Genomic DNA, 23,633 nt, shown 5'->3' with positions numbered 1-23,633 from the left:
GCCAGTGTGACCTGGTGCCAATCCTGGCTGGGGGCCCGCCCCTCAGTATCTGTCGGTTAAAAAGCCAACTCCGTCTAAGACATTTTGGGGGGTTTTGGGCGTTCTTTAGACTTTATCACCCCAAACCGATAAACTAAAAGCCATGAGCGCTGCTCACGACCATCACCATGACGAGATGCTTTACCAGGCCTGGGTGCAGGTTATCGAGTGGATGAAGGAGTACGCCACCGAGAAAGGCGTGCAGTTTTCCAAGGAATCCGATTTCCCCGACTTCATCTACCGCATGGAGCGCCCTTACGAACTGCCCACCACCATGATGGCGGTTTCGCTTTCGGACGAGCGGGGAGAACCGTTCTTCTTTGCCTCGGTCTCGCCCCGCCATGCCAAGCTCAAGCATGTGGCTTTCCGGGTTCCGGGTGGGCATATCCACTACCACGCCCACTGGGAGGATGGCAAAGGGCTGGTTCTCGAGGGCAAGTTCCCCGTTACCAAAGAAAAGCTATACCAGATGGCCGACCGGGCCAAAACCGCACTGGCCAAGGCATAAAGTGCTATTTTTGGCACAATCCCCCCAGCCAAGGGGGATTTTCCTTTCCCCAAAGGGCAATCTGTCCCGCTTCATAGGGGCATGATGGATGGGGGAGGCGGGATGCTCGAGCTGCTGAGGGAAAACTCTTTGTTGCTGCTGTTTTTGGTGGCTGCGGTTGGCTATCTGCTGGGCCAAATTCGCATCGGGAGCTTCAGCCTAGGGGTTTCGGCAGTGCTGTTTGTGGGGTTGGCTTTTGGGGCGCTCTCGCCTGAACTCAAGCTGCCGGATTTTGTCTACCTGTTCGGCCTGGTGCTGTTTGTCTATACCATTGCGCTGGCCAGTGGGCCGGGGTTTTTTGCTTCGTTTGGCAAACGCGGGCTGCGTTATAACCTGCTGGTGGTAGGGGTGATAGGGGTAGCGGCCATTGCGGTAGCAGCGGTTGGTTCGCTATTTGGCCTGAATGGCGCCCTAAAGGCCGGTTTATTTGCAGGTGCACTCACCAATACCCCGGCCCTAGCAGCGGCCCTGGAAGCCCTGAAGGGAAGGGGGACCGCCGAGGCAGTGCAGGGCTTGCCGGTGGCGGCCTATGCGGTGGCCTATCCCATGGGTGTCATCGGGATGCTGCTGGCTTTTCACCTGGCCTGGCGCAGGTGGGGTCGTCGGGAGAAAACCCAAGCAGCCGAGGCAGAGGGCCTGGTTTCCCAGACTGTAGAGGTCACCCAGGCCAAGGTGGTGGGTTGGACGGTTGAACAACTGACCCGTGCGCACCGGTGGCGGGTGGTGTTTGGACGTCTGCAACGGGATGGAAAACAGCAGGTCATCACCTCCGATACCGAGTTGCAACTGGGTGATCGCCTGAGCGTGGTGGGCACTGCCGGCGAACTGAAGCGCGTAGTGGAAACCCTGGGGGTCGTGGTGCCGGAGCGGCTGGAAGAAGACCGGCACGCTTTAGATTTCCGCAGGGTCTTTGTGAGCAGCCGGGAGGTTGCGGGGCGCAGCCTGGCCGAGCTCGAGCTACCCCAACGCTTTGGCGTGGTGATTACCCGGGTGCGCCGGGGTGAGGTAGAGTTTTTGCCCGACAAGGAGACCGTCCTCGAGCTTGGCGACCGGGTGCGGGTGGTGGGCCCCAAGGACCGTATTTGGGCGGTGAGCCGCTACCTGGGCGATTCATATCGGGCCCTGGCCGAGGTAGATGTGGTCAGCTTCAGTCTAGGGATTGCACTAGGCTTGCTGCTGGGCAGCCTCCCTATTCCTTTGCCAGGGGGCCAGACCTTTGAGCTGGGTTTTGCCGGCGGGCCGCTGGTGGTGGGCCTTCTGCTGGGTGCCCTGGGGCGCACCGGCCCCATCCTGTGGCAGATTCCCTTTAGCGCCAACCTAACTCTGCGCCAGCTCGGACTCATCTTGTTCCTGGCCGGGATTGGCACCCGCTCGGGCTATGCCTTTGTGCAGACCCTGACCCAGGGCGAAGGCCTGAAGCTCTTTTTTATCGGGGCCGCGATTACGCTGGGGGCGGCCCTGCTAACTCTATGGATTGGCTACCGCTGGCTCAAGATTCCACTGGATGTGTTAGGGGGCGTGTTGGCAGGGCTTCAGACCCAGCCGGCGGTGCTGGCTTTTGCCTTGGAAAAAACTGCCAACGACCGGCCCAACCTCGGCTATGCCACCGTCTACCCCTTCGCGATGCTGCTCAAGATACTGCTGGTGCAGTTGTTGCTGCTGGGTGGCTAGAGTGCTCTTCACATCTACTGAGCCACCCGAAACCCAATTGCTGAGTCCAGAACAGCACAGTTGCCTCCCGGATGGGAGGCAACGGCTGTGAAGAGCGCGATAAAGGGCGCTACCAGATGGCCGACCGGGCCAGAAACGCGCTGGCCAAGGCCTAAGGCGTAACCGTGGGAACGATCCTCCTGCTAAGGGGGATTTTACCTTTTCCAAAGGCAATCTGCTCCACCCTAGGGACACGATGGATGGGGGAATGTTATTGCGGTCTTCGCTGTTTTTGCCGCTGCACGAAAACCCCCTGCCAACATTTCGGGTGGGGCCCCAGCCTTATGATACCAGATTCGGTTAGTTCGTCGCCGAACGGTGACGAACTAACCCGACCGAAGGGAGTGCTCTAGGATTCAAAAAGATAGCCCCTTGATGTTTTTTGTTTGAAGAGTATCTTTTTGAATCCGGTATGACAAGGCTGGCATCTACATGTATAAGTTGACGCTTCCCTGTTGGAAGGCATGGCTCGAGCCTGTAATCGCTTTGGCCCGGTATGGGAGAGGGTTTACACCGGGGGTATCTGGCTGGGGTTGACCTTGACTTGCGCGGCTTCCTTCCAGACTGCCCGAAGCCTGCGCCATACAGTAAACCCAAGCAGGGATGCAATCCCAGTGGCGGTAACCCCTATGACCAGCGGGTTCACCCCTTGAACCCACATGGCTACCAGGTTCAATACCAGGGTCGCTATCCAAAGTATGACGGTGGTGCGACGCTGAGAGAAGCCTCGGGCTAAAAGCTGGTGATGGATGTGGTCTTTACCGGGTGTAGACAGGGGGTTTTGCTTTCTAAAAAGACGACGGATGAAAACCTGGGTGGTATCCAGAATGGGCAACAGCAGAAACAGCGCTATGGGAACAAGCGAAAATACCGTAGCAACTTTCAGGCTGCCCAGCAGGGCTGTTGCGGCCAGAACATAGCCAAAAAAGTAGGCTCCAGCATCGCCCATGATGATGCGCGAAGGGTAAAAGTTGTGCCGCAAAAATCCCAGAGCAGCTCCCCCGAGTGCGGCCAGCACCAGGGTGGCAGCGGCCCAGTGCGGATTCTGGGCCGAGACAGCCAGCAGGCTCATGGCAGTAATAAAAGCGATGCCGCCGGCTAGCCCGTCTATGCCGTCCATCAGATTGACCGCGTTGGTAACGCCAATGACCCATACTATGGTCAGGACCATACCCCAAAAAGGATCCAGTGCGGTGCCGAAAGCAGCATGGAAACGAATGTCTACAGCCACCAGCAACAAGGCTGCGAGCAATTGCACCAAAAGCCTAAATAGCGGTGGTAGACCAAACTGATCGTCAACAAAGCCAACCAACACCAAAATAGCCCCGCCCAATAAGATGGCCAGTACCTGTACCTGCACTTCCTGGATCAGGATTGGGCGAAGGGTAGTGGCTACAATCAGGGCGGCAACCACCCCGGCAAAAATCGCCAATCCCCCGGCGTTGGGCAAGGGCTCCTTGTTCAGACGGCGGGCGTTGGGCTGGTCTGCCCAGCCAACCTTGAGGGCAAACTGCCGTACCCGGGGCATAAACCGCCAGGTTACTACCCAGGCCACTATAAACGTAAATACCACAATGAGCCAGCCCGAGCCGCTTGGGTTGGCTATGCCGATCGACTTCAGAAACTCGCTCATCCCAATTCCCCTAGCTTAGAGTGTTTGGGTGAGGAATGGGATAGCCTTATTTGGTTCCATAGATTCGGTCGCCCGCGTCGCCCAGTCCAGGCACGATATAGCCATGGTCGTTGAGGTGGCTGTCCACGGCGGCCACCACAATCTCCACATCGGGATGTGCTTCCTGGACGCGTTTGATGCCCTCTGGCGCAGCAATGATGCTCATCAGCTTAATTTGCTGAGCCCCTTTGGACTTCAGGATTGATATGGCGTGCACTGCGCTACCCGCGGTGGCCAGCATGGGGTCGGTCAGGAAAACCCGTCGCTCGGCGATATCGGAAGGCAGCTTGCAGTAATACTCCACCGGCTGCAGGGTTTCGGGGTCGCGGTAAAGGCCAATATGCCCTACTTTGGCGGCGGGTACCAGCTTCAGGATGCCATCCACCATGATCAGCCCGGCCCGCAGGATGGCTACCACGGCGAGCTTTTTGCCTGAAAGCATATAGGCGGTCATGCTGGTGAGGGGGGTTTCGATGGTGACCGGGGCAAGCTCGAGGTCACGCATGGCCTCATAAGCCATCAGCATGGTGACTTCTTCCATTAGCTCGCGGAACTCTTTGTTGCCGGTGTACTTGTCGCGAATGATGGCCAGCTTGTGTTGTACCAGGGGGTGGTCTACTACGGTCAGTTTCATGCTGCTTGAATCGTAACACCGCTACTTGTTAGCGGGCAAACGTGAATGTGATTTGAATACCACCCACAACCTGCTGTTCAGGCCAGCTCGAGCTTTTTTTGATAAAACCTCAGCGCTTTGGGCATTTTTTCGGCTACTGCAGCCTCGAAACCCGATGGTTCTTTGGTGCGGAACCAGTGCATATCGTGCAGGTAGGTGAGGGGTATCCAGAAGCGTAATCGGCGCCAAAGGGCGTTGGGCTCAGGGTAGTGGGCCACAATGTGCTGCAGAGACGCCAAAGCCTGCTCTTCCCCCAGCATGGCCAGGGTTCCGGTGGTCAGGATAGCCAGGTCGCGAGCAGGGTCGTCGGCCTGGGCGCGAATCCAATCCACGACCAAGGCCTCTGGTACCCCGTGGGCTTCTGGGTGCTTCAGAAGAATGTTGCCGGCATGAGGGTCGCGGTGGCAGAAAGCCTGGGGCGTTCCGGCGATCTCCTCGAGGTGTTGCCAGAGCCAGCCGACCAGCTGCTGGGCCTGGGGCAGGTCGTGCAGGGTGCTGCCAAACTGGCGCAGGCGGTCTTGTAGGCGCGAGCGACTGACCACCCCAGGCTCCTGGATGGCATGAAGGCGGACAAAAAACTGTGCCAGTTCGTCCAGGGCAGCCTGGCTAAAGCGCTCGGGGGTGAAGTTTGCCCCAGGGTAACGCCGGGTGACCAGGATGCCGTATTGCTCCAGGCTGTAGGCTTCCACCACCCACTCGCCCAGCCCGGCTTTGGTCATGTTGAGGGCCTCGAGCCGCGCGGCATAAATGCCACCGGGCTGAGAAGCTTGGGGCGGATAAACCTTGAAAACCAGCCCATCCCCCGCAAAGGTACGGGCTTCAGCGCCGCCCACCAGCGGAGTAAGTCGCATCCGATAGCGGGCCTCGAGGGCCGGAACAATCTCCATCTTGCACAGAATACTCGGGCCAGGTCAGTCTGAGGCAACCTGGGGAGGTGGTATGGGCGGCTCAACTTTAGGGGCTGGCGCAGGGGTTAGTACTTTGGGCCAGGGAAGCCGGATCATCCAGAGGGCGGCCAAAAGGGTGAGCAGGCCCATGGTGGCCACACCGAAGCGGGCCCCCAGGGTGTCTATCAGCCAACCAGAAATATAGGCCCCCAGCGGGCCGGAGCCCAATAAAACCATAGAATAAACCGACATCACCCGGCCTCGGATGCGGTCGGGGGCCAGCAGTTGCACGGTGGTGTTGGAGTTTATCAGGGTGGTAATCATGCCCAGCCCAGCTAGGCCAAAAGTGAAGGCCACCCAGCCGGTGGGCAGAGGTAGGGCCAGGGCGATAAGCGCCAAACCCAGCAAAGCACTGCCCAGCACAGCCCGCAAGGGCCGGGCCCGGGAAGCAAGGGCCTGCATCAGGGCCGCCACGATGGAGCCCAGTCCTACCGCTGACATCAAGAAGCCAAAGCCCTGGGCGTCGAGTTTTAGCTCGAGCCTTGCGTAGGCCGGCACGATGGTTTGAAAGTTCATGCCCAGCAGGCTGGTGAGGCCCACCAGCACCACCACCTGCCGCACCAGCGGATGCCCCCATACAAAGCGCATGCCCTCGAGGGCTTCCTTTATGACCCCGTCGCGCCGGGCCTCGAGCCTCGAGTTGGGCACACTAAACAACACCAGAATTAATGGAAAAAAGGAGAGTGCGTTGGCCAGGTAGCTCCAGGAAAGGCCCAAACCTGCAATCAGCAACCCGGCTAAAGCGGGCCCTACCAACCTCGAGGTATTGAAGCCAAAGGAGTTAAGCGCGATGGCACCCGGGTAGCGTTCTTTGCCCGCTAGCTCCACGGTGAAAGCTTGCCGCACCGGCAGGTCGGCGGCATTGAAGATGCCGTATAGAAAAGCAAACACCAGCACGTGCTCGTAGCGCACCAGCCCACTGGCAATGAGTGCAAACATGCCAAAAGCCAGCATGGCCATGCCGCCCTGGGTTATGAAAAGCAGGTTGCGGCGGCTATAGCGATCGGAGAGCACCCCTGCGGGTATCGAGAAAAGCAAAGAGGGCAAAAACTGTAGCGCTACCACCAGACCCAGCCGCTCGGCACTGCCAGTGAGCTCGAGCACCAGCCAGCCCTGGGTGGCCGCCTGCATCCAGGTGCCCATCTGGGAAAGAAACAGCGCAATCCAGTAAGTGCGGTATTTGGGGTCGCGCAATAAGGCCAACGCCAGCACCTGTCCATCATACCCCTAAACTGACCGCTGGGTCAGTTTAGGCTGGCTTTTGCAAAGGGCGCTAGCCTCTTGCAGCCAGCCAACTTTCCAGGCTTTCGCGGATGCGCTCGAAGTGTTTTTGCAGGGCTCTGGCGGCTTGCGGGGCACTGCGGGCCTCGAGGGCCTTTAGCACCTCCTGATGTTCCTGGAACCCCCGCTCGAGCTGACCCAGGCTGCGGGCTGCGGGTTCTAAGGCCAGGTGGAACTGATCCTTGAGTAGCCCCACCATGCGCTCCAGTACGGGGTTATAGCTCAGGCTGCCCAGCATTTTGTGAAACTGCAGGTCGGTGGCCTGATAGCCCTCGAGGTCGCCGTTTTGAACAGTTTCGGCCTGTGCTTGCAAGATACGCTGGAGCTCCTCCAGGTCGCGCGTGGTAGCGCGGCGGACGCCCAGCTGCACCGAGGCCAGCTCCAGCGCTTCCCGGGCCTCGAGTATTTGCAGGGCGTCCTCGAGGCCAAAATGGGCTACCACAGCTCCCTTGTGGGCCTCTTCCTGGGCCAGGCCATCGGCTACGAGCTGCAAGACCGCCTCGCGCACCGGACTGCGTGAAACCCCCAGCAGACGGGAGAGCTTGGGAACGCTCAGGGCATGCCCTGGAGGCAGCTCGCCATTTAGAATTTGGGCACGAAGCAAGGCGTAGGCCTGATCGGCCAGGCGTTGGGACTGCAGCCTGGCTTTTGGTAAAACTTTTTGCCTGGGGGCCGAATCAGCTTTCATCTGAGTGCTTTCCCTCTCGTCCCTTGACATGTTACATGCAAAATGTAAACTGTCGAAAGCCGGAAGCTTAACCCGTGGCCGCATCAGTTCGTGGCTTTTTTTGATGTGGCCAAACGTTTGCTCCCAAGCCGGTTTCAGGAGGTTTGCTAATGAAATTGTGGAAACTTGCGATGGTTGTTTTGATGCTGCTGGTAGGCACGGCGTTTGCTCAGCAGCGTCCCAGGGTGGTTATCCCTACAGGCAGCACCGGTGGGGTATTTTTCTTTTACGGGCAGGCTATCGCCAAGATTTTGAGCGAGGCGGGCGTTGCCGACGCCACAGCCCAGCAGACGGGCGGCTCCTACGACAACCTGCTGCTCTTGCGCGACCGCACCGACCCCCGCTCCAACACCTACTACTGCGCCCTTGCCACCACCGACTCGGCCCTGGTTACCTACACCGGTGAGGAACCCCGCTTTGCCCAGCGCAAGGCCGATATGCAGCGCATCATGTTCTACATGTACCCCAGCCTGATTCATATCGTGACCACCGAAAAGTCGGGCATCAAGTATGTGGGTGATCTGCGCGGTAAAAGGGTATCGACCGGGCAGCCCGGCTCCTCCACGGAAAACCTGGCCCTGCTGGTGCTCAAAGGCGCCGGGGTGGATGTGCGTGAGTTTGCCAAGCGCGAGCGCCTGCCCGCTGCCGAGTCGGCCAAGGCCCTTTCCGAAGGCACCATCGACGCCTACTTCTGGGTGGGGGGTGTGCCCACCTCGAGCGTAGTCGAGCTGGCCCAGAGTCTGGCCCGTAAAGGCGACCAGATTAAGTTGGTGGACTCGCCCCGCACAGGCCCCACCGCGCAACTTTTGCTCAAGGAGTTCCCCGGTATTATCACCACCGGTAAGCTGCCAAAGAGTGCCTACGGCACTAAAGACGACGTATTTGCACTCTACACGGGCAACGTCTTTCTGTGTCCGGCCTCCATGCCCGACGACCTGGCCGCCGCCATCATGAAAGCGGTGTTCAGCAACCTGCAGACCCTGGTGACCACCACCGCTGCCGCACGGGACACCACCATCAAGAACACCGTAGACCTGTACAACCAGAAAATGGTGGTTCCCTTCCACCCTGGCGCCGTGCGCTACCTGCGTGAAGTTGGCGCCATTCGCTAAACTGGGCCAGTTTTTGTAAGCTCCCTCGAGCCTGGGGGAGCTTTTTCACAGCAGCCGGGGCTTTAAGCAATCCCGGCAGAAGCTAAAGGCCCGTTATAATCACGCACATAGCAGGTTTTTGGAGGTCGGCTTATGGAGATACCCAAGGACAGCGCAGGTAGAACCACCCCGCTGGGACGCATCATCTGGTTCATCCTCCTGGTGGCGGCTTTGTTCAGCCTGTACCTGGTGCTTCATCCTTTCACGCCGTTGAGTCGGGAGAATATCAGCATTCTGGATCAGGTGCAGCTACGACGGGCCACCCACGTGCTGCTGCTGCTGGTGGCTGGCTACCTGATTACCTCGCAACTGCATGCCGCAAAGCCCACCATGGGCTCCTGGGTTTTTGCGCTTTTGTCGCTACCGTTCTTGTACACCTTCTGGGTGCCTAACGTGCCTGGGGTGGATATTCCCCTGCTCGGCAAGCTAATGGGCACCCTGGCCTGGGCCCTTGCGGTAGGCCCCAACCTGCTGCCGCGGTTGCGGCGCTACGCCGATATAGCCGCAGCTTTACTGGCCATTGCGCCCTGGGCCTACCAGGTGCGCTACTACGAAGAACTGGTCAACCGGGCGGTAATTCCCGCAGGCTGGGACATGGCCATGTCCTTCACCATCATCATTCTGGTGCTGGGGCTGGTGAGCAGGCTGCTGGGCCCCATCATGCCCTCGCTGGTGCTTATTTTCCTGACCTACAACATGTACGGCCAGTATGTGCCCGGTACCTTCCGGGGGGCCAAAAACGGCATCGACCTGATCCTGGGCAAAACCTTCAACGAAACCGAGGCCGGCATCTATGGCCTTATCACTGGGGTTTCGGCCAAATATATCGTCTACTTCACCATTCTCTCGGGACTCATTGGAGCCCTGGGGCTGGGTAAGGTGGTGGCCAATATGGCCCTGGCCATGGTGGGCCGCACCCCCCAGACCCCTGGCCGGGTAACCGGCATCGCCTCGGTGTTTATGGGTATGTTTAGCGGCTCTGGGGCTGCCGATACCCAGTTCGTGGCTACCCTGACCAAGCCCCTTTACGAAAGAGCCAACTACGACAAGATGATCGCCGCTGGCCTGGTGGCCACCGCCGGCACCATTGCCCTGATTACGCCGCCAGTTCTAGGCTCCATCGCCTTTGTGATGGTGGAAATCCTGCAGATCAGCTACCTCTGGGTGGTGATTATGGCCCTGGGGCCCATGCTGCTGTATCTGTTGGGGATTCTCACCTTCAACGAGTTCTATGCCCGCAAGGCCAAGCTACCCCCGGTGGGAGCGGATATTCCTCTGGGACGACGCTACGCCCTGCGCTACAGCACCATCTTTATCCCGATTGTTTTAATCGTGACTTTGCTATACCTGGGCACTGAAGTGGCCACTGCAGTCTATCTGGCGGCGCTGGCCTTTGTGTTGATCACCTACCTCGACCCTACCCTGCGGCCTGCCCCGCTGAACGAGGCCATGCAGGGATCGGCCTACAAGATTGGGCTGCCCCTGGGCATTGTTCTGGGCATCGTGGGTAGTTTGACCCCATTGCTGGCGGGGTGGAACCTGGGCAACATCCCGGTGCTGCCCATTACGCTGGCGGTGTTGGGACTGCTGTTGGGTACGTTTGTGTACCCTGCTGCGGTCACAGGCAAGTTGCGCGCGGCCATCGAACCCATTGCCCAGGGTTTGGTGGAGGGTTTTCGCCAACTGATTCCCATCGGCTCGGCCATTGTGGCGGCCAACCTTATTTTCGGCATGATGGTGATCACCGGGCTACCCTCCAAATTCTCGATTTTTCTGGGGCAGGTCTCGGGGGAAAGCCTGCTGCTGGCTACGCTGGTCACGGCGGTTTTTAGCCTGGTTCTGGGGATGGGCGTACCCCCAACGGCCACCTACGTGCTCACTGCCTCGCTCACGGCGCCGGCCATCATCAAAATTGCCGCGGCCAATTTCCAAGGCTATGGCCTCGAGCCCCAGCAGGCTGTGCTGGCCGCGACCCTGGCCACCCACATGTTCCTCTTCTACTATGCGGTGCTGGCCGACGTCACCCCACCGGTAGCGCTCTCCGGCTATGCGGCGGCCTCGGTGTTCAAAACCAACCCCATCCTGACCGGGGTGTATGCGGCACGGGTGGCGCTGGCCAAGTACATCATCGGCTTCTTCTTCCTGCTCTCCTTTACCGGCACCGGCCTGCTCATTCTGCCGGTGCTGCAGAATGTGCCGGGAATAGAGGGGTGGTTGATTATCCTCGAGCGCTTCTTCTTTACGGCGGTCGCCATTATTTTCCTGGCTGCGGCCACGGTGGGTTATACCCGTCACCCGTTGCGGCGCTGGGAAAGCTGGGTGATGGGCCTCTTGGCCCTGGCCCTGTTCTATCCTTATCCCAACCTTTGGATGGCCTTTGTTCCCTTTGCGCTGGGGCTGCTGTTCTTTTTGCGGGGCGAGCAGAAGGCAACCCCCCGGCCCCAGTCAGCCGACTAGAGTGCCCTTGAAGGATTATTGCGCCACACACCAACTTGATAGCTGTGCAGGGTGCGATAGGTTGGCTTAACGTCCTGGTTGGTCAGAAGCACCGAAGGCCAGCCCCGGAATGGATAAACTTGAACCATGTTGACGCTGATGCGACGGGGTGGTTTTCGCTTTTATGTCAAGTCGGGCAGCGCCCAGGAAAAACCGCATATTTTTGTGACCCGCGACGGGGAGGCATGGGCCAAGTTCACCCTGAAACCGGTGGGTGTGGTCATCAACAACGGCCTGGCCCGCAACGAGCTGGTTCGCCTACAAGGAATGGTGGCCGACCTCGAGCCCCAGCTTTTACAGCTCTGGTGGGAATATGCTGTTACCCAGGGGGTCAAGCCCGAGCCTGAGAAAGACGCCAAACATGGACATAAGCCTGACGCGTCCGTCGAAACACCTTTAACACCGGTCGAGCAGACAGCCGAAGTGGGCTCGCTAGAGCCTGTTTAATCGCGCACGTGGTCGCATGGGTGCTGTCTATCCTGGCAGTTGCAGGCGAAATTGAGCACAATGGAGGCAGCCTATGTTGCGGCTGGAATTGCTAGGGCCTCCACAGGTTGTGCATATAGAACACGAGCTGGTGCTGCCCCGCAAGGCGGTGGCGCTGGTGGCCTACCTGGCCCTCGAGGGTCGCAGCGAACGCGGCCGACTGGTGGAGCTGCTGTGGGGAAGTCTGCCGGAGGCCAAAGGACAGCATAGCCTGCGGCAGACCCTCTACCAACTGACCAAAACCCCACTGCACAGCCAACTGCATATCTGTCGTAGCTGGCTCGAGCTCCATGCTGGCTTTGCGCTGGATGTGATTGAGTTTCGGCAGCAGGTGGAGGCGGGCCACTGGGCAGAGGCCCGGCGGCTGTACCGGGGGGAGTTTTTGCAAGGCTGGGAGCTGGAGGAGGAAGCCTATACGTTGTGGTTGGGTCAACAGCGCGAACGGCTGAGGGAACAACTGCAAGCGGCCATGCGGGCGCAAGCCAGGGACCTCGAGGCCCAGGGAGCGCTGCAACAGGCCCTGGAACTCTACCTCGAGCTGCTTCGCTGTGATGAACTACAAGAGCAGCTTTACCGTGATGTGATGCGATTGTATGCAGCTTTGGGCCAACCGGAGCGGGCCCTGGCCCAGTATCAGCAGCTCCAAAGGGTGTTGGAGCGCGAGTTGGCCCTGGAGCCCCTCCCCGAAATCCAGGCACTGGCCGAGCAAATCCGCCTGCGCCCATCTGCCCCTGCTGCGAAGCCACAATCCTACCGCAGTCTCGCCCATAAGCCGCCTCTGGTGGGGCGGGAAGACACCCTCCAGCGAATGCAAGCAGCCTGGCAAGACGGAAAAACACTGCTGCTGGCAGGTCCTGCGGGCATAGGCAAGAGTCGGCTTGCGGAAGCGTTTTTGTCCCGCCAGGGCTCCTACACCGTGCTCTCAGGCCAGCCGGAAGAGACCCAGACCCCCTATGCCTCCATGAGCCGCTGGCTGCGACAGGCTTTGCGGGCCAACCCAAAGGTCAGGCTCAAACCCTGGGTGCGTCTCGAGGCGGCCCGTCTACTGCCCGAGCTCTCGCCCACCCTTCCGCCCCCTTTGGAAGAAAGCACCCAGGTGCGCTTCTTTTCAGCCCTGTTGGAGCTGCTGACTCAGGCCTACGGCTGTAGCACCTTCCTGAGCGAAGACGAACACTACAGCGACCCCTGGAGCCTGCGGGTGTTGGCGGCTGGGCGGGGGGCGATACGCTTGGTGGCCACCTTTCGACCTGAAGAGCTGCTGCCCGAGGTAGCCAAGCGCTATGCAGACTGGTGCAGCAGCAGAGTGGCGCAATGGTTCGACCTCGAGCCCCTGAGCGAGCTTGCAGTCGCCGAGCTAATTGCCCATCTCTCGGGACGTCCGGCTAGTTTGTTCCCCCGGCGGATCTACCAGGTAACCTCGGGCAACCCACTTTTCGTGCTCGAGACCCTGCAGAGCCTGTTTGAATTGGGCGAGTTGCGGTTGGGTGAGGGTGGGGTCTGGGAGACCCCATACGACGAGGCTACCCACGACTATACCGAGTTGCAGATTGCCCCCAGCGTGCGCCAGACCATCCTGGGCCGCCTCGAGCGCCAGGGGGCGGCGGTGCGGCGCTGCTTGGAGGTGGCCGCACTAATTGCCGACAGCAGTTTTGATTCAAAAACCCTGGCCGAGGCCACTGCCCTTTCAGACTGGGAGGTTTGCGAGGCCCTCGAGCGGGCCGCTCAAGCCCGGCTGCTCGAGGCCACCGCACAGGGCTATGGCTTTAGTCACGACCTGATCGCCCGTACGATTGCCGAATCCCTCAAACCCGACCGCAAGCGCCTCATCTCGGCCCGTCTGGCCCGGCACTATGCCGGACAAGCCGTGCATCCGGCCAGGGTAGCGGGTTATTTTCAAACTGCAGGCCAGCTCGAGCAGGCGGCCGGCTGGTGGCACAAAGCCGCCCTTCAGGCCCGCGCAGTGCTGGCTTTTCGTGAGGCGGATATCTACTATGGTTTGGCCCTGGAAGCCCTGCCGCCGGAGCATCCAGAGCGATTCGAGCTTCTCAACCAGCGCTTTTATCTGGGTCGACAAACCGGGACGACCTGCCTCGAGCAACAGCTCGAGCTACTCGATGTTTTGCAGCGCAATGCCCAAACCGCTCGAGAGCGCTCCAACGTCTGGTTTTACCGGGGGATGGTGCTCGACGACCAGCAAGACCTTTTGGGTGCGATGGAAGCCAGTTGGCGGGCCTATGCGTTTGCCCTTCAAGTCTCGGTAGCTGAGGCCTTTTATCCCTTGGTATTTGTGACCCATTATCAGCGCGATTTGGGGCTGCTTGAGGAAGCCATGCGGGATGGGCAGCAGTTATTTGAGTTGGCCTCGGGGCTATCGCCCTTCTACACCGTCGAGGCCCAAGTCTGCCACAGCCTGACCCTGATGCTGCAGCAACAAGCCCAGGCGGCGCTGGACTTGCTGGCGGAAGCCGAAACCCTGATGCAGCAGCACGGCCCCGCGCCTTCGGATTTTTGGTTGTTGCAAGAGCGCATTGGCATTGTGCGGGCGCGGGTTTTGAACAGCCTGGGACGATTTGCCGAGGTGGCCCCCCAGCTCGAGCCTCTGCTCGAGAAGGCGCGCCAAGGTGGGGTACAGCGGCAGGAGCTGGTCGCCTTGCTGGTGCGGGCCGAGGCTGGGTTGGGTTTGGGCGACACCGCCCAGGTCACCCAGGATCTGGAGCGCGGCCTCGAGCTGGCCCAGGCTCTTAACTGGGGCTGGTCGGAGGTGCGGCAGCTTTACGCCGAGCTCGAGCTTCTGCAAAACAACCCCAAGGCCGCCCTGCGCCTGGCTGAGCAGGCCCTTCAGGATGCCAGGGGCAACCTCGTTAACCGGATTAACGCCCTGTTCAGCCGCGGCGGGGCTTGGCTGGCTTTGGGCGAACCGGTGAAAGCTGAAGAAGACCTGCAGCAGGCCCTGGCCTTGCGCGCGAGCATCAACCGTTTTCGCTCCGTCACCCAGGCCAAAATTGAGGCCCGTCGGTTAATGACGATCCACTGACGCCCCCTCCGCTACCCTGCACTTTGTGGAAGGGGAAGGTGTTCCAGTGCCGCTTGATCTGGTGGTGCACATCGAGCCACCGAGCCCCGAGCGGCCCTGGTCAGCAGTGCTAGAAAACCCTCAGACCGGCCAGCGCATCCCCTGTGCCAGTCCTCTGGAGCTGTTGCGCAACCTCGAGCGGCTTTGCCGCGAGACCGGCGGGCAGGTATTCGGGATCCGCTAGCCCCTCTTCCACAAGGAGTGTGAGCATGAGAAGAAACCTTGGGAAGCTGGCCCTGGCTCTACTACTGGTATTGCTGGCCGCCTGTGGGGGTGGTGGCGGTAGCAGCAGCGCTGGGGTGTGGGATCGAAGCAATTGGGACTCGGCCACTTGGCAATAAAGGAGCAATTATGCGTGGAAAAAACCTCTTCTTTTTTACCCTGGGCGCAGGTTGTGTGGCAGCGGGGCTGTGGGGCCTCAGCGTAGGGGCTCTGACCGACTTCACGGCGGGTTCGCCGATTAGGGCCAGCGAGGTGAATAGCAACTTCACCACTCTGCGTACCGCCATCCAGGCCCTCGAGCAGCCGGTAGGGGTCAGCCGCCTGGCGATTGGGGGAACCATCGGGGATGGCAAGGTGCTCACGGCCCAGGGCGGTAACCTGGTCTGGGGCGATGCGACGGGCGGGGCGGCCTTTGGGGCCAACCTTACGGGTAACAACGCCGCCGCACCGGGTTTCAAGGTTCGCAACGAAGCCACCAACAGCACCGGCATCCAGGGCGAGGTCGCCACTACGGGCTATGGGGTAAGGGGCGTCGCCATCGGAGCCGGTGTGGGGGTTTTTGGAGAAACGCAGACCAGCGGGGGTGTGGGGGTGTTGGGGCAGACCCCAGGGACCGGCTACGGGGTGAGGGGAGTCTCCGACGGGAGTGGTGTTGGGGTCGCTGGCGAAGCGCAGGGCAATTTCGGAGCAGGGGTGCTGGGAAGAGTACCAGGAACGGGCTGGGGGGTGCGGGGGATCTCCAGTAACAGTGGCATAGGCGTTGAAGGGGAGTCCCAAGCTGGACCTGGAGCTGGGGTTTCGGCCAAGGCTTCTCTTGCGGGCACCGCTTTACTAATTGATGGCAGCATCGGGGTAAGAGGCAACGCACCGGCCTTCCTCCACACCGCCACTCCCACCAACGTCGACGCCAGCCGTACCATCATAGATAACCCCATGACCAACGGCGACCCCAACGCCATGCTCGTCGTTACCTACGTCATCAGCGCAACTGACCCCCTTATCACCGCGCCCATTGGCGTCTACTACGATAGTGGCTCCGGGCGCTGGCTCATCTTCCGCGCCGATGGGAACAATATGCCCTTTGGGGCCAAGTTCAATGTCTTGGTGATTAAGAAGGTACCATGAACCCCAAAGAACTTCGTAACCTTGTTTTTGCCCTGGCCCTGGGGCTGCTTGGCGCGGGTGCGCTGGCGGGTATCAGCCTGCCGCACACCTTCAGCGCCGGCAGCCCCATCCGGGCTGCCGAGGTTAACGCCAACTTTGCTGCGCTCAACAACGCTTTGCCCGGCGTGGCCCAGACCGCCGCTGCCGAGGCCGTTGCCATAACTGCCGCCACCCCCGCCGTGGCCAGCGTGAGCATCAACGTACCGGGGCCAGGGTTCGTCAAGGTCAGCGCCAGCGCCCAACTCAACATTGAATACAGCGGCCTCAGCAGCGCGACCTTCACAGTGGCTGTGACCAATGCCCCCGACACCATCCGCCCCGACCAGGACAAGCGCATCTCGCTGCCCGCAGGGTTGCCCGCGTGGAACTACAGCTACATCGTTAGCAGCGAGCGGGTGTTTCCTGTAGACAGCGCTGGCCCCAAAACCTTTTACCTGATCGCCGAGGAGAATAGCGGTGTGCAAGGCACAGTTTCCAAACGCACCCTCAGTGCGACCTACCTGACGGCAATGGGGGAAGTGCAAAACCCATAGGTGTTGTATGAATGCGAAAAAACTACTTGCGTGGTTGATGGTAGCGGTACTGGGTCTGGTTTTGGCCCAGGCCGTACAGCGGCAGCTCAACCTGGTCATCAACGGTCAGGCCAGCAACGCCAAAGCCATCGTGGTGAATGGGCAAAGCTACGTGCCGGTGAGCGCCTTACAGGCACTGGGTATCACCACCAGCCTATCTGGGAGTACCCTCAATCTGAGCAACCAGGCTGCCGGAGGGGCCAACCAGCGGGCCAGCCTCGAGGGCTGCCTGAACGAGTGGCTGTTCAACGGCATCTGGCGGGCCCGGGTCACCAAAGTTGAGGCCATCGAAGTCTTCGGGCTAAAGGGCTGGGGAGTAACCCTCGAGATGCGCAACGGCACAAATCGGACGCTCGAGCCGGGCCAGACCGGGGTGCGCGATTCGTCGGGCCTGAGCCTGGTTTTTGCTGATGGTAGCACTACCAACATCAATGCCAGCGCACTCAGCCGCGAGTACGAGGGCGAGCTGCGCTACAAGCAAATTGCCCAAGGCGCAGCCGTAATCTATCAAATCAAGTTCGACACTGCGAAAGCCGAAGCCCCCACCAAGCTGCTGCTGGAAATTGACCCCAGCAGGTTACAGCGCGACCTGGGGGTTAGCTACTCTACCCCCGCGCCCAGCTTACGCTTCAAGCTGGACTGTACCAAGTAGCGTTCGACGCATCCAGCGTATACCCTCATCTGCGTATGATGGCGCAGAGTACGCTACCGTCGCGGTTCGCACCAATACGCTGCAGGTCGTGCAGCGTATTTTATTGCCAGGAGTGGTTCTGGTATTCTGCCCTGGTAGATGATTCAGGTCTTTACCGGAGACAGCTTTCTGGCCAGGGAAGCCCTGCTGCAAGAGGCAGGTTTGCAGGGCCTACCCCCACGCCTGATGCCCCCTGAGCCAGCCCTGATAGCTCAGGAGGCCAGCGGCGGGCTGTTTGGCCCTGGCGGGGCTCTGGTGGATCTGCGCGACCTTACCGAGGCCGAATGGAAGCCCCTCAAGGAAGTGCTGGAGAGCGTGCCGCCCGATGCGGTGGTGCTGCTGCTCGACCCCCGGCCTACGGCGGCTCGCAGCAAGTGGTACGCCGAAAAGGCCACCCGGCGTGACCACCCCACCCCGGGCCCCAAGGAAATGACCAACTGGGTGGTGAACCGGGCCCGCTACTACGACCTGAAGCTACCGGGGGCCATTGCTTCGTACCTGGCGGGTCTGGTGGGGGGGAAAGGCAGCGCCGAGAACCCCGCTATGGGGTTGGAAGCCCTCGACCAGGAACTCAGGAAGCTGTGTCTTGTATCACCCCCCATTACCCTCGAGAAAGTGCAAGCGCTGGCAGCGTTGGATACCCCCATCTCTGGTTTTGACCTGGTGCGTTCGACCACCGAGGGCAAACCCACCCAGGCCTTCAAGTACGCCCGCGATCTCCTGGAGCGGGGCGAAGACCCCTTGCGCATACTGGGCGCGCTTTCCTGGCAGTATGTGCGGGTCGCCAAAGCCTGGGCCTTGCTACAAGACGATCCCATGATGGGGGAGGGGATGGCCGCCAGCGCCCTGAGCATGCACCCCTACGCGGCCAAACAAACCCTGCTGCTGGCCAAGAGAATGTCCGGCGAGGCCATTACGCGAGCCCTGGAAATCCTGATAGAGGCCGAGGAAGCCGCTAAAACCGGCAAGGACATGCGCCTGGCTTTGGAGCGGGCCATCGTCATGCTGGCCCAGGCGCATCAACCCGCGCCGTGTTGAGAGGCGCTGTTGATGAGAAAAGCCACATAGGCCACATACAGCCCTAGAAAAACGCCGCCCTCCCGGCGCCCCAGCCGGTATCCGGTAGCCAGAAACGGCCATAGCAGCACGCTGGCTGCCAGCATCGTCCACATATCGCGCTGGATGCTCTCCCAGGGCAGGCCCACGGGCTGTACCAGGGCGGTAAGGCCCAGAATGCCCAGGATGTTAAACACGTTTGAGCCCACGATGTTGCCCAGGGCGATGTCCGGCTCGCGCCGCAGGGCCGCAGTGATGGAGGCGGCCACCTCTGGTAGGCTGGTGCCCAGCGCCACGATGGTCAGGCCGATCACCAGCTCAGGAACCCCGAAGGCCCGGGCCAGCTCCACCGCCCCAATAGTCAGGAGGCGGGCCCCTACCCCCAGCAGCACCAGTCCCAGCACTAACCCCGCGTAGGTTCGCCAGCCTGTTTGGACGGGTTGGCCATACTCCTGGTCGAACTCATCAAGCACCTCAGGGTTCTCGTCTGCGCTGCTGCGGTACAAAAACCAGATGTACAGACCCAGCAGCACCACCGATGCCAGCCCTTCCCAACGGCCCACCTGCTCACCCGTGTACATAAACACGAACAGCAACAATGATGCGCCAATCATGATGGGCACCTCGCGCTTGATGAACTGGGCCTGGGCCCGGATGGGTGCTAGCAGGGCCGTGACCCCCAGGATGAGCAGGATGTTCAGGATGTTGGAACCCACCACATTCCCGATGGCAACGTCCGGGCTACCCGTAAGTGCGGCGGCCAGGCTGGCGGCCAGCTCGGGGCTGCTGGTGCCATAGGCCACCACCGTCAGGCCCACCACCATGCTGCTGATGCCCCAGGTGCGGGCCAACACCACTGCGTTTTTTACCAGGGCCTCGCCCCCAAAGTACAAAAGAACGATACCGCCTGCAATCAGCAGCAGATTGAACACAAGCTCCATGCCGAGTATGGTATCAGAAACGCTAGGGGGTTTGCAGGGGGTTTTTGCCGGCCGCAAGGCCTCCTGGGGCTGCCCTGGAACCGCCTTCAAAAGGGTTTAGCGGTAACTTCCCCGGAACTCCTGGCGAATCTGGGCTGCCAGGATACGGGCCAGCTCGCTCTCGCCCGCAGCCAGTAGGTAACTGTAGGCAGCGGGGGCATAGCCGATATGGCTGGTAAGCCAGAGGGCCAGCGCGGCCTCGCGGGGTGTTTCGGCTTCCACCTGGGCAAAAAGGTGTACCCAGCGCACGGGGGCCCGGTACACCACCACCCCCGAGCGACTGCTGACCTCGAGGTGTGTGGCTTTGCGCAGCACGATACTGGGAATTGCAAACTCCTCGCTGCTGGCGTCAATTCGGGCGAGTTCCTTCTGGTTTTCGAGTAGGCGCAGGGTTTGTCCGGCGGCCACAACCAGATACAGCGTTTCCAGCCGGTAGTCGGTGGGCAGGTACAGCACCGGGATGTTTTCCTCCAGGCCCCGGCTTCTGGCCTCCTTGACGAAGGCGGCTTCGGCCTGCTTTTTGCAGACCCCAAGGTCCTGGCAACTGGCCACCAGGCTCTGCCAGAGCGACCGGGGCCGGGCTACCTCGAAGCATGCAGCTCCCCTGGCTTCCAGGGTAAAAGCCCGCACCCCATACTGGAGGCGGCCCTTGCCTTGGGTGACGCACAGACGGTCGCCGACCTCGAGGTTGAGCACCAGCGCTGGGCCACTGCTGCGGGTATAGGTCTGTACCGTCTGGTCGGGGCGCTCGAGGCGGGCCTTGCCGCTGAGTTCTAAGCGGGCCGGTTCGGCCAGACCCACTGCGCCCAAACCTACTAGGGCAAGCAGGAATCTAACCATCGCCGGTACCCTGGACAACCTCCTTGAGCTTGTCGGCCACTTCCTGGCCTTTATCGCTGGCTTTGTTTTCATCTTTTTTCCCTCCGGCAAATAGCTTGAGGAGCAAGGCCCCCATCTGAAAAGCCACAATGGGATACAGGTAATCCAGAAAGTGGCCGGTGTACTGCAAGATCAGCACCCCGGCAAAAAACAAGAACCAGGCCGCCACAGCGGTTTCGATGAGGGCCTGCACAAAGCCCTGGAAGCGGCTGGCCCGAAGCCAGCCATCGGTGATGCTGTAGGTGAGCCACAGGGCCACAAACACCACCAGCGGCACCACCAACAGCACCGGCCCCCAGCCCAGGGTTTCGGAAAAACTGCGGTAGGTAGCCAGGGTCAGGAGGGCATTGGCGTGAATGTCTATACCCTGCACCGGCCCCATTGCCGTGAAGTGTACGTCGTCGGCCTGGGGGTAGGTGCGCCCCACCAGGAACAAAGCCCCCTGGGTTGCCTCGGACTGCACCAGCCCGTCGTTAAGGAAATCCAGCCCGCTTATCACCACCAGGTTGGGCCAGAGCTGGCTTCCAGTGGCGTTGGCCGCAAAGCGCCGAATCTCGCGGTAGACGATGCGTTTGCCATCCGAGCGGGGGTTTCCCGGCGCCACCGACTGCTGACAGCGATGGCCGTCGCGCAGATCTATGCCCAGGCCCAGGCAGTACAGGCCCAGCGAGGCCGCGAGCGGCTGGCCCGGACGGGGGCGGGGGATTTTGCGGGTTTGCCCGTCGCTATCGTAGAAAACCTGGGCCTGCACCGTGTGCAGGAAGGGGTTTAGACGGCTCAGGGGTTGGCCCAGCGCCACCGGGTCGGGCAGCAGTAGGGGTGTTCGCACCTCCCTGAATAGCGCCAGGAGCTGTTGGTCGCCTGCCGAGCGTACCCCTCCTTCGTTGCTGGGGTAGCGCAGGTCAAAGTCGAGGAAGATGCCCTTGGGCTGGTAGCCCAGAATTTTTCGGGTGATGCGGGCCAGTTGGCCCCGGTGGAAGACATTGCTGCCGGGGCTAAGCTGGGTAATGCTTTGCTGCTCGAGCTCCAGCAGAACCACCAGTGGAAAATCCCGTACCGGAACTGGCGAGCCCCAGCGGTGCACCACCCGCGCCAGCCGGTCGAGCGAGGCCCCCTGCGGCCCCTTTATAAACGCGCTAAAGGGCCCCAACAGGTTATTGTTCAGAATGTAAGAAGAAATCAGCATCACCAGCACCACCAGGCCGGTGCGCCAGAGGGCTTTGCCAACGTATGGCGACATGGTGCGGCGTGGTGGGGGGGTGGGTATTGGTTTATCCACATTGTCCCTGCCTGCTCCTGCTGGGATGCCAGGCCCCGAATGGTTCATACGGAAACAGCCCAATTACGCAACATCTAGTATGAAAACAAAAGCCATGCACTAAGAGTAGTGCCCTTTGGGACAGCAAAAAGCCAGTGAAGAAAGGGTTTGTACCATGATATACTACAAATCCGCCCTTTTCGCTGGATTAACACCGTCTCGCGCATTGCTTAGCTTGCTTTCATCTCTCTCTAACCCGAAGGAATGAGGGGTGAAGGCCCATATTTGGAGGGTTGCGCTTATGCCGCATAACTCGAGCCTGTTTGTAACCTGGCTGGTAGGGCTGGGGATGCTGGCTCTGGGTGTCGCCCAGCCTATGCCCAAACCAGAAACCTACGCCCTGGTCATCGGAATTAACAACTACCGGCCCTACCCCGATACCCCCAGCCTGCCTCCCCTTAGCTATGCCGAGAGTGACGCTCGCAAAATGGCCCAGGCCCTGCGAGACCCCAACAAGGGGCAGCTCAGCAAGGTACGGGTACTGCTGGACACCGAGGCCAGCAAGACTGCTATCGAGGCCGAGCTCCGAGGCCTGGCCCGCCGCATGGGGATAAGCGATACGCTCATCGTCTACTACTCCGGCCACGGGATGCCGAGCCGGCTGGGGCAGGCCGCCCTGATGCCCAGCGACGCCAAAATCAACGACGAGGAAACCTGGCTACCCCTGGATTGGCTGCAGGAGCTTGTGCGGAAGGCCAGCCAGGGTAAAGGCCGCCTGATCCTGATTGTGGATGCGTGCTTTAGCGGACAATCCCTTGCTGGCTCGCGCAGCTTCGCCATGCCGGGTCGCAAAAGTTTTCCCAAGCCGCAAAAACCAGACCTGAACGGGGCCAATGTGCTGCTGGCCTCTTCCGCCGACACCCAGCCCAGCTGGGAAGATGCCGAGGTGGGTGGCGGTATCTTTACCGCTTATTTGCTCGAGGCCATTTCGGGTAAGGCCGATGCAAATGGAGACGGCTACGTAACCATTGGCGAGGCGTATCGCTATGCAGCCGTGCAGGTCGAGGCCTTCAGCCAGCGCAAGGGCACGCCGCAAACCCCCCAGCTCTACGGCCCCGACGATTACACCCTGGCACTCAACCCCCTTGCAGTAGCCAAAAGCCGACTGGCAGGCCTCAAACTGGCCGGCCACATCTCTGGCGAGCAGTTCGATGCACTGGTAGAGCGGGTGGAGGGCAGGGTTCAGCCCGAGGATTTGCTGCTGTACCTCTCGGGTAACCTGACCAGCGGTCAGTTTGTGAGCCTGGTACAGGCGGGGGCCATTCCTGGCGTTCCGCCCCTGGGGCCGGTGGATGCGCGCCTGCAAAAAATAGGGAAGCTCCGGCGCGAAGGCAAGATTCGCCTGGAGCAGCTTTGGGTGCTCTTCCGCATGATTCAAACCGGCAAAGCAGCCCCCGACCTGAGCGAGTATCTGGCTGGGCGTTTGCCGGAGGTGAGGTTTTTGCAACGCTTGCGCGCGGGGGCGATTCAGGGGGTGCCGCGGTAATATGAACCCCACCCGAAGCTTTCTGTTTAGGGCAGGTTAAAACCAACCGGATGCAGGGGCAGCTCTTGGCGCAGCTTCAGGTGGGGGCCCCAGAAAAAATCAAAGGCATCTCTTGCGGTAGCGCGTTTGGGTGAGGCGCAACTAAGAGACTGTCTTAAAACCGTCTAGGAAGCCAATCTTCTGACCATAAGTCGGATCATCGCCGTGTAGATAAAGGTTTCTGAGGTTTCGGGCAGGAACTCGTAGTCCCGATTGAGCCTACGATTGAAACTTAGCCAGGCAAAGGTGCGCTCCACTACCCACCTCCTGGGGATGACCACAAAGCCACGATGCCCTCGGGTCTTCTTGAGTAGCTCCTCGGCTAAGTCATCAGGGATGGGTTTTTCATCGGGCCACCAGATACCGCGAAAGTTGGCATCGGGTCGCTGCATGACCTGCACCGTCCAGCCTAAAGTTCGCCTGA

21 protein-coding genes are annotated in these 23,633 nt (G+C 60.6%); 12 read left to right on the top strand and 9 right to left on the bottom strand.

All coding sequences use genetic code 11. The features are described 5' to 3' along the window. Nucleotides 1-142: 142 nt before the first annotated feature. Both Q355_RS0100120 and Q355_RS0100115 read left to right on the top strand, forming a co-directional pair. Nucleotides 143-547: an NADH-quinone oxidoreductase subunit 15 gene (locus Q355_RS0100120; protein WP_027875900.1), complete on the top strand. Its 405-nt coding sequence runs from the start codon at nucleotides 143-145 to the stop codon at nucleotides 545-547. 102 nt (nucleotides 548-649) lie between these two features. Beyond that, a complete protein-coding gene (locus Q355_RS0100115; RefSeq protein ID WP_027875899.1) occupies nucleotides 650-2,257 on the top strand; it encodes an aspartate:alanine exchanger family transporter in 1,608 nt (535 codons plus the stop codon). A gap of 547 nt (nucleotides 2,258-2,804) precedes the next feature. Here Q355_RS0100115 and Q355_RS0100105 read toward each other — a convergent pair. The 5 genes from Q355_RS0100105 to Q355_RS0100085 form a co-directional block, all read right to left on the bottom strand. Then, on the bottom strand, nucleotides 2,805-3,929 hold the full coding sequence (locus tag Q355_RS0100105; RefSeq protein ID WP_027875898.1) for an MraY family glycosyltransferase: 1,125 nt from the start codon (nucleotides 3,927-3,929) through the stop codon (nucleotides 2,805-2,807). Nucleotides 3,930-3,975: 46 nt separating this feature from the next. Then, complete coding sequence (gene upp, locus Q355_RS0100100; protein ID WP_027875897.1) at nucleotides 3,976-4,602, bottom strand: uracil phosphoribosyltransferase; 627 nt, start codon at nucleotides 4,600-4,602, stop codon at nucleotides 3,976-3,978. A gap of 77 nt (nucleotides 4,603-4,679) precedes the next feature. Further along, on the bottom strand, nucleotides 4,680-5,528 hold the full coding sequence (locus Q355_RS0100095) for a phosphotransferase family protein (protein ID WP_036258348.1): 849 nt from the start codon (nucleotides 5,526-5,528) through the stop codon (nucleotides 4,680-4,682). Between the two features lie 24 nt (nucleotides 5,529-5,552). Beyond that, complete coding sequence (locus Q355_RS0100090; RefSeq protein WP_027875895.1) at nucleotides 5,553-6,800, bottom strand: MFS transporter; 1,248 nt, start codon at nucleotides 6,798-6,800, stop codon at nucleotides 5,553-5,555. Between the two features lie 61 nt (nucleotides 6,801-6,861). Beyond that, on the bottom strand, nucleotides 6,862-7,557 hold the full coding sequence (locus tag Q355_RS0100085; RefSeq protein ID WP_027875894.1) for a GntR family transcriptional regulator: 696 nt from the start codon (nucleotides 7,555-7,557) through the stop codon (nucleotides 6,862-6,864). A gap of 149 nt (nucleotides 7,558-7,706) precedes the next feature. On the opposite strand from Q355_RS0100085, the gene Q355_RS0100080 reads away from it, so the two are divergent. The 9 genes from Q355_RS0100080 to holA all read left to right on the top strand — a co-directional run bounded on the left by Q355_RS0100080 (nucleotide 7,707) and on the right by holA (nucleotide 18,489). Continuing rightward, on the top strand, nucleotides 7,707-8,708 hold the full coding sequence (locus Q355_RS0100080; protein ID WP_036258346.1) for a TAXI family TRAP transporter solute-binding subunit: 1,002 nt from the start codon (nucleotides 7,707-7,709) through the stop codon (nucleotides 8,706-8,708). A 132-nt stretch (nucleotides 8,709-8,840) separates the two neighbouring features. Next, a complete protein-coding gene (locus Q355_RS0100075; protein WP_027875892.1) occupies nucleotides 8,841-11,204 on the top strand; it encodes a TRAP transporter permease in 2,364 nt (787 codons plus the stop codon). Between the two features lie 126 nt (nucleotides 11,205-11,330). Beyond that, the gene (locus Q355_RS0100070) at nucleotides 11,331-11,690 is read left to right on the top strand and encodes a DUF4160 domain-containing protein (protein WP_027875891.1); all 360 of its coding nucleotides are present in this window, start codon (nucleotides 11,331-11,333) and stop codon (nucleotides 11,688-11,690) included. A gap of 73 nt (nucleotides 11,691-11,763) precedes the next feature. Then, nucleotides 11,764-14,763 (top strand): ATP-binding protein, encoded by a 3,000-nt coding sequence (locus tag Q355_RS0100065; RefSeq protein WP_027875890.1) that lies wholly within the window; start codon nucleotides 11,764-11,766, stop codon nucleotides 14,761-14,763. 25 nt (nucleotides 14,764-14,788) lie between these two features. Continuing rightward, nucleotides 14,789-14,986, top strand: coding sequence for a hypothetical protein (locus Q355_RS0100060; RefSeq protein ID WP_027875889.1), 198 nt, complete (start codon nucleotides 14,789-14,791; stop codon nucleotides 14,984-14,986). A gap of 167 nt (nucleotides 14,987-15,153) precedes the next feature. Then, nucleotides 15,154-16,149: a DUF7452 domain-containing protein gene (locus Q355_RS0100055; protein WP_027875888.1), complete on the top strand. Its 996-nt coding sequence runs from the start codon at nucleotides 15,154-15,156 to the stop codon at nucleotides 16,147-16,149. Beyond that, the gene (locus Q355_RS0100050; protein ID WP_027875887.1) at nucleotides 16,146-16,721 is read left to right on the top strand and encodes a hypothetical protein; all 576 of its coding nucleotides are present in this window, start codon (nucleotides 16,146-16,148) and stop codon (nucleotides 16,719-16,721) included. Before Q355_RS0100055 ends, Q355_RS0100050 begins: the two co-directional genes overlap by 4 nt. Nucleotides 16,722-16,728: 7 nt before the next feature. Further along, nucleotides 16,729-17,412, top strand: coding sequence for a hypothetical protein (locus Q355_RS16115; protein ID WP_027875886.1), 684 nt, complete (start codon nucleotides 16,729-16,731; stop codon nucleotides 17,410-17,412). Nucleotides 17,413-17,550: 138 nt separating this feature from the next. Next, nucleotides 17,551-18,489 (top strand): DNA polymerase III subunit delta, encoded by a 939-nt coding sequence (gene holA / locus Q355_RS0100040; RefSeq protein ID WP_027875885.1) that lies wholly within the window; start codon nucleotides 17,551-17,553, stop codon nucleotides 18,487-18,489. On the opposite strand, the gene Q355_RS0100035 is transcribed toward holA, so the two are convergent. From Q355_RS0100035 to Q355_RS0100020, 3 genes are all read right to left on the bottom strand, one after another. Then, nucleotides 18,471-19,448, bottom strand: coding sequence for a calcium/sodium antiporter (locus tag Q355_RS0100035; protein ID WP_027875884.1), 978 nt, complete (start codon nucleotides 19,446-19,448; stop codon nucleotides 18,471-18,473). The two genes, holA and Q355_RS0100035, sit on opposite strands and share 19 nt — an antisense overlap. A 96-nt stretch (nucleotides 19,449-19,544) precedes the next feature. Beyond that, a complete protein-coding gene (locus Q355_RS0100025) occupies nucleotides 19,545-20,327 on the bottom strand; it encodes a hypothetical protein (protein WP_027875883.1) in 783 nt (260 codons plus the stop codon). After that, on the bottom strand, nucleotides 20,320-21,606 hold the full coding sequence (locus tag Q355_RS0100020; RefSeq protein ID WP_027875882.1) for a CHASE2 domain-containing protein: 1,287 nt from the start codon (nucleotides 21,604-21,606) through the stop codon (nucleotides 20,320-20,322). The genes Q355_RS0100025 and Q355_RS0100020 overlap by 8 nt, the downstream gene beginning before the upstream one ends. A 319-nt stretch (nucleotides 21,607-21,925) precedes the next feature. On the opposite strand from Q355_RS0100020, the gene Q355_RS0100015 reads away from it, so the two are divergent. Beyond that, a complete protein-coding gene (locus Q355_RS0100015) occupies nucleotides 21,926-23,170 on the top strand; it encodes a caspase family protein (protein WP_027875881.1) in 1,245 nt (414 codons plus the stop codon). Nucleotides 23,171-23,334: 164 nt separating this feature from the next. Here Q355_RS0100015 and Q355_RS16950 read toward each other — a convergent pair. Then, a partial coding sequence (locus Q355_RS16950; protein WP_027875880.1) for a transposase occupies nucleotides 23,335-23,633 on the bottom strand: 299 nt, incomplete at its 5' end.

Origin of the sequence: Meiothermus cerbereus DSM 11376, from assembly GCF_000620065.1 — a bacterium.
Classification (GTDB): Bacteria; Deinococcota; Deinococci; order Deinococcales; family Thermaceae; genus Meiothermus; species Meiothermus cerbereus.
The sequence above is the reverse complement of the archived record's forward strand: the minus strand, read 5'-3'. Positions and strand labels throughout refer to the sequence as shown.

Coding starts and splice junctions, on each gene's coding strand:
- Q355_RS0100120 (WP_027875900.1), top strand. CDS start 143: ATGAGCGCTGCTCACGACCATCACCATGACGAGATGCTTTACCAGGCC.
- Q355_RS0100115 (WP_027875899.1), top strand. CDS start 650: ATGCTCGAGCTGCTGAGGGAAAACTCTTTGTTGCTGCTGTTTTTGGTG.
- Q355_RS0100105 (WP_027875898.1), bottom strand. CDS start 3,929: ATGAGCGAGTTTCTGAAGTCGATCGGCATAGCCAACCCAAGCGGCTCG.
- upp (WP_027875897.1), bottom strand. CDS start 4,602: ATGAAACTGACCGTAGTAGACCACCCCCTGGTACAACACAAGCTGGCC.
- Q355_RS0100095 (WP_036258348.1), bottom strand. CDS start 5,528: ATGGAGATTGTTCCGGCCCTCGAGGCCCGCTATCGGATGCGACTTACT.
- Q355_RS0100085 (WP_027875894.1), bottom strand. CDS start 7,557: ATGAAAGCTGATTCGGCCCCCAGGCAAAAAGTTTTACCAAAAGCCAGG.
- Q355_RS0100080 (WP_036258346.1), top strand. CDS start 7,707: ATGAAATTGTGGAAACTTGCGATGGTTGTTTTGATGCTGCTGGTAGGC.
- Q355_RS0100075 (WP_027875892.1), top strand. CDS start 8,841: ATGGAGATACCCAAGGACAGCGCAGGTAGAACCACCCCGCTGGGACGC.
- Q355_RS0100070 (WP_027875891.1), top strand. CDS start 11,331: ATGTTGACGCTGATGCGACGGGGTGGTTTTCGCTTTTATGTCAAGTCG.
- Q355_RS0100065 (WP_027875890.1), top strand. CDS start 11,764: ATGTTGCGGCTGGAATTGCTAGGGCCTCCACAGGTTGTGCATATAGAA.
- Q355_RS0100055 (WP_027875888.1), top strand. CDS start 15,154: ATGCGTGGAAAAAACCTCTTCTTTTTTACCCTGGGCGCAGGTTGTGTG.
- Q355_RS0100050 (WP_027875887.1), top strand. CDS start 16,146: ATGAACCCCAAAGAACTTCGTAACCTTGTTTTTGCCCTGGCCCTGGGG.
- Q355_RS16115 (WP_027875886.1), top strand. CDS start 16,729: ATGAATGCGAAAAAACTACTTGCGTGGTTGATGGTAGCGGTACTGGGT.
- holA (WP_027875885.1), top strand. CDS start 17,551: ATGATTCAGGTCTTTACCGGAGACAGCTTTCTGGCCAGGGAAGCCCTG.
- Q355_RS0100035 (WP_027875884.1), bottom strand. CDS start 19,448: ATGGAGCTTGTGTTCAATCTGCTGCTGATTGCAGGCGGTATCGTTCTT.
- Q355_RS0100025 (WP_027875883.1), bottom strand. CDS start 20,327: ATGGTTAGATTCCTGCTTGCCCTAGTAGGTTTGGGCGCAGTGGGTCTG.
- Q355_RS0100020 (WP_027875882.1), bottom strand. CDS start 21,606: ATGTCGCCATACGTTGGCAAAGCCCTCTGGCGCACCGGCCTGGTGGTG.
- Q355_RS0100015 (WP_027875881.1), top strand. CDS start 21,926: ATGCCGCATAACTCGAGCCTGTTTGTAACCTGGCTGGTAGGGCTGGGG.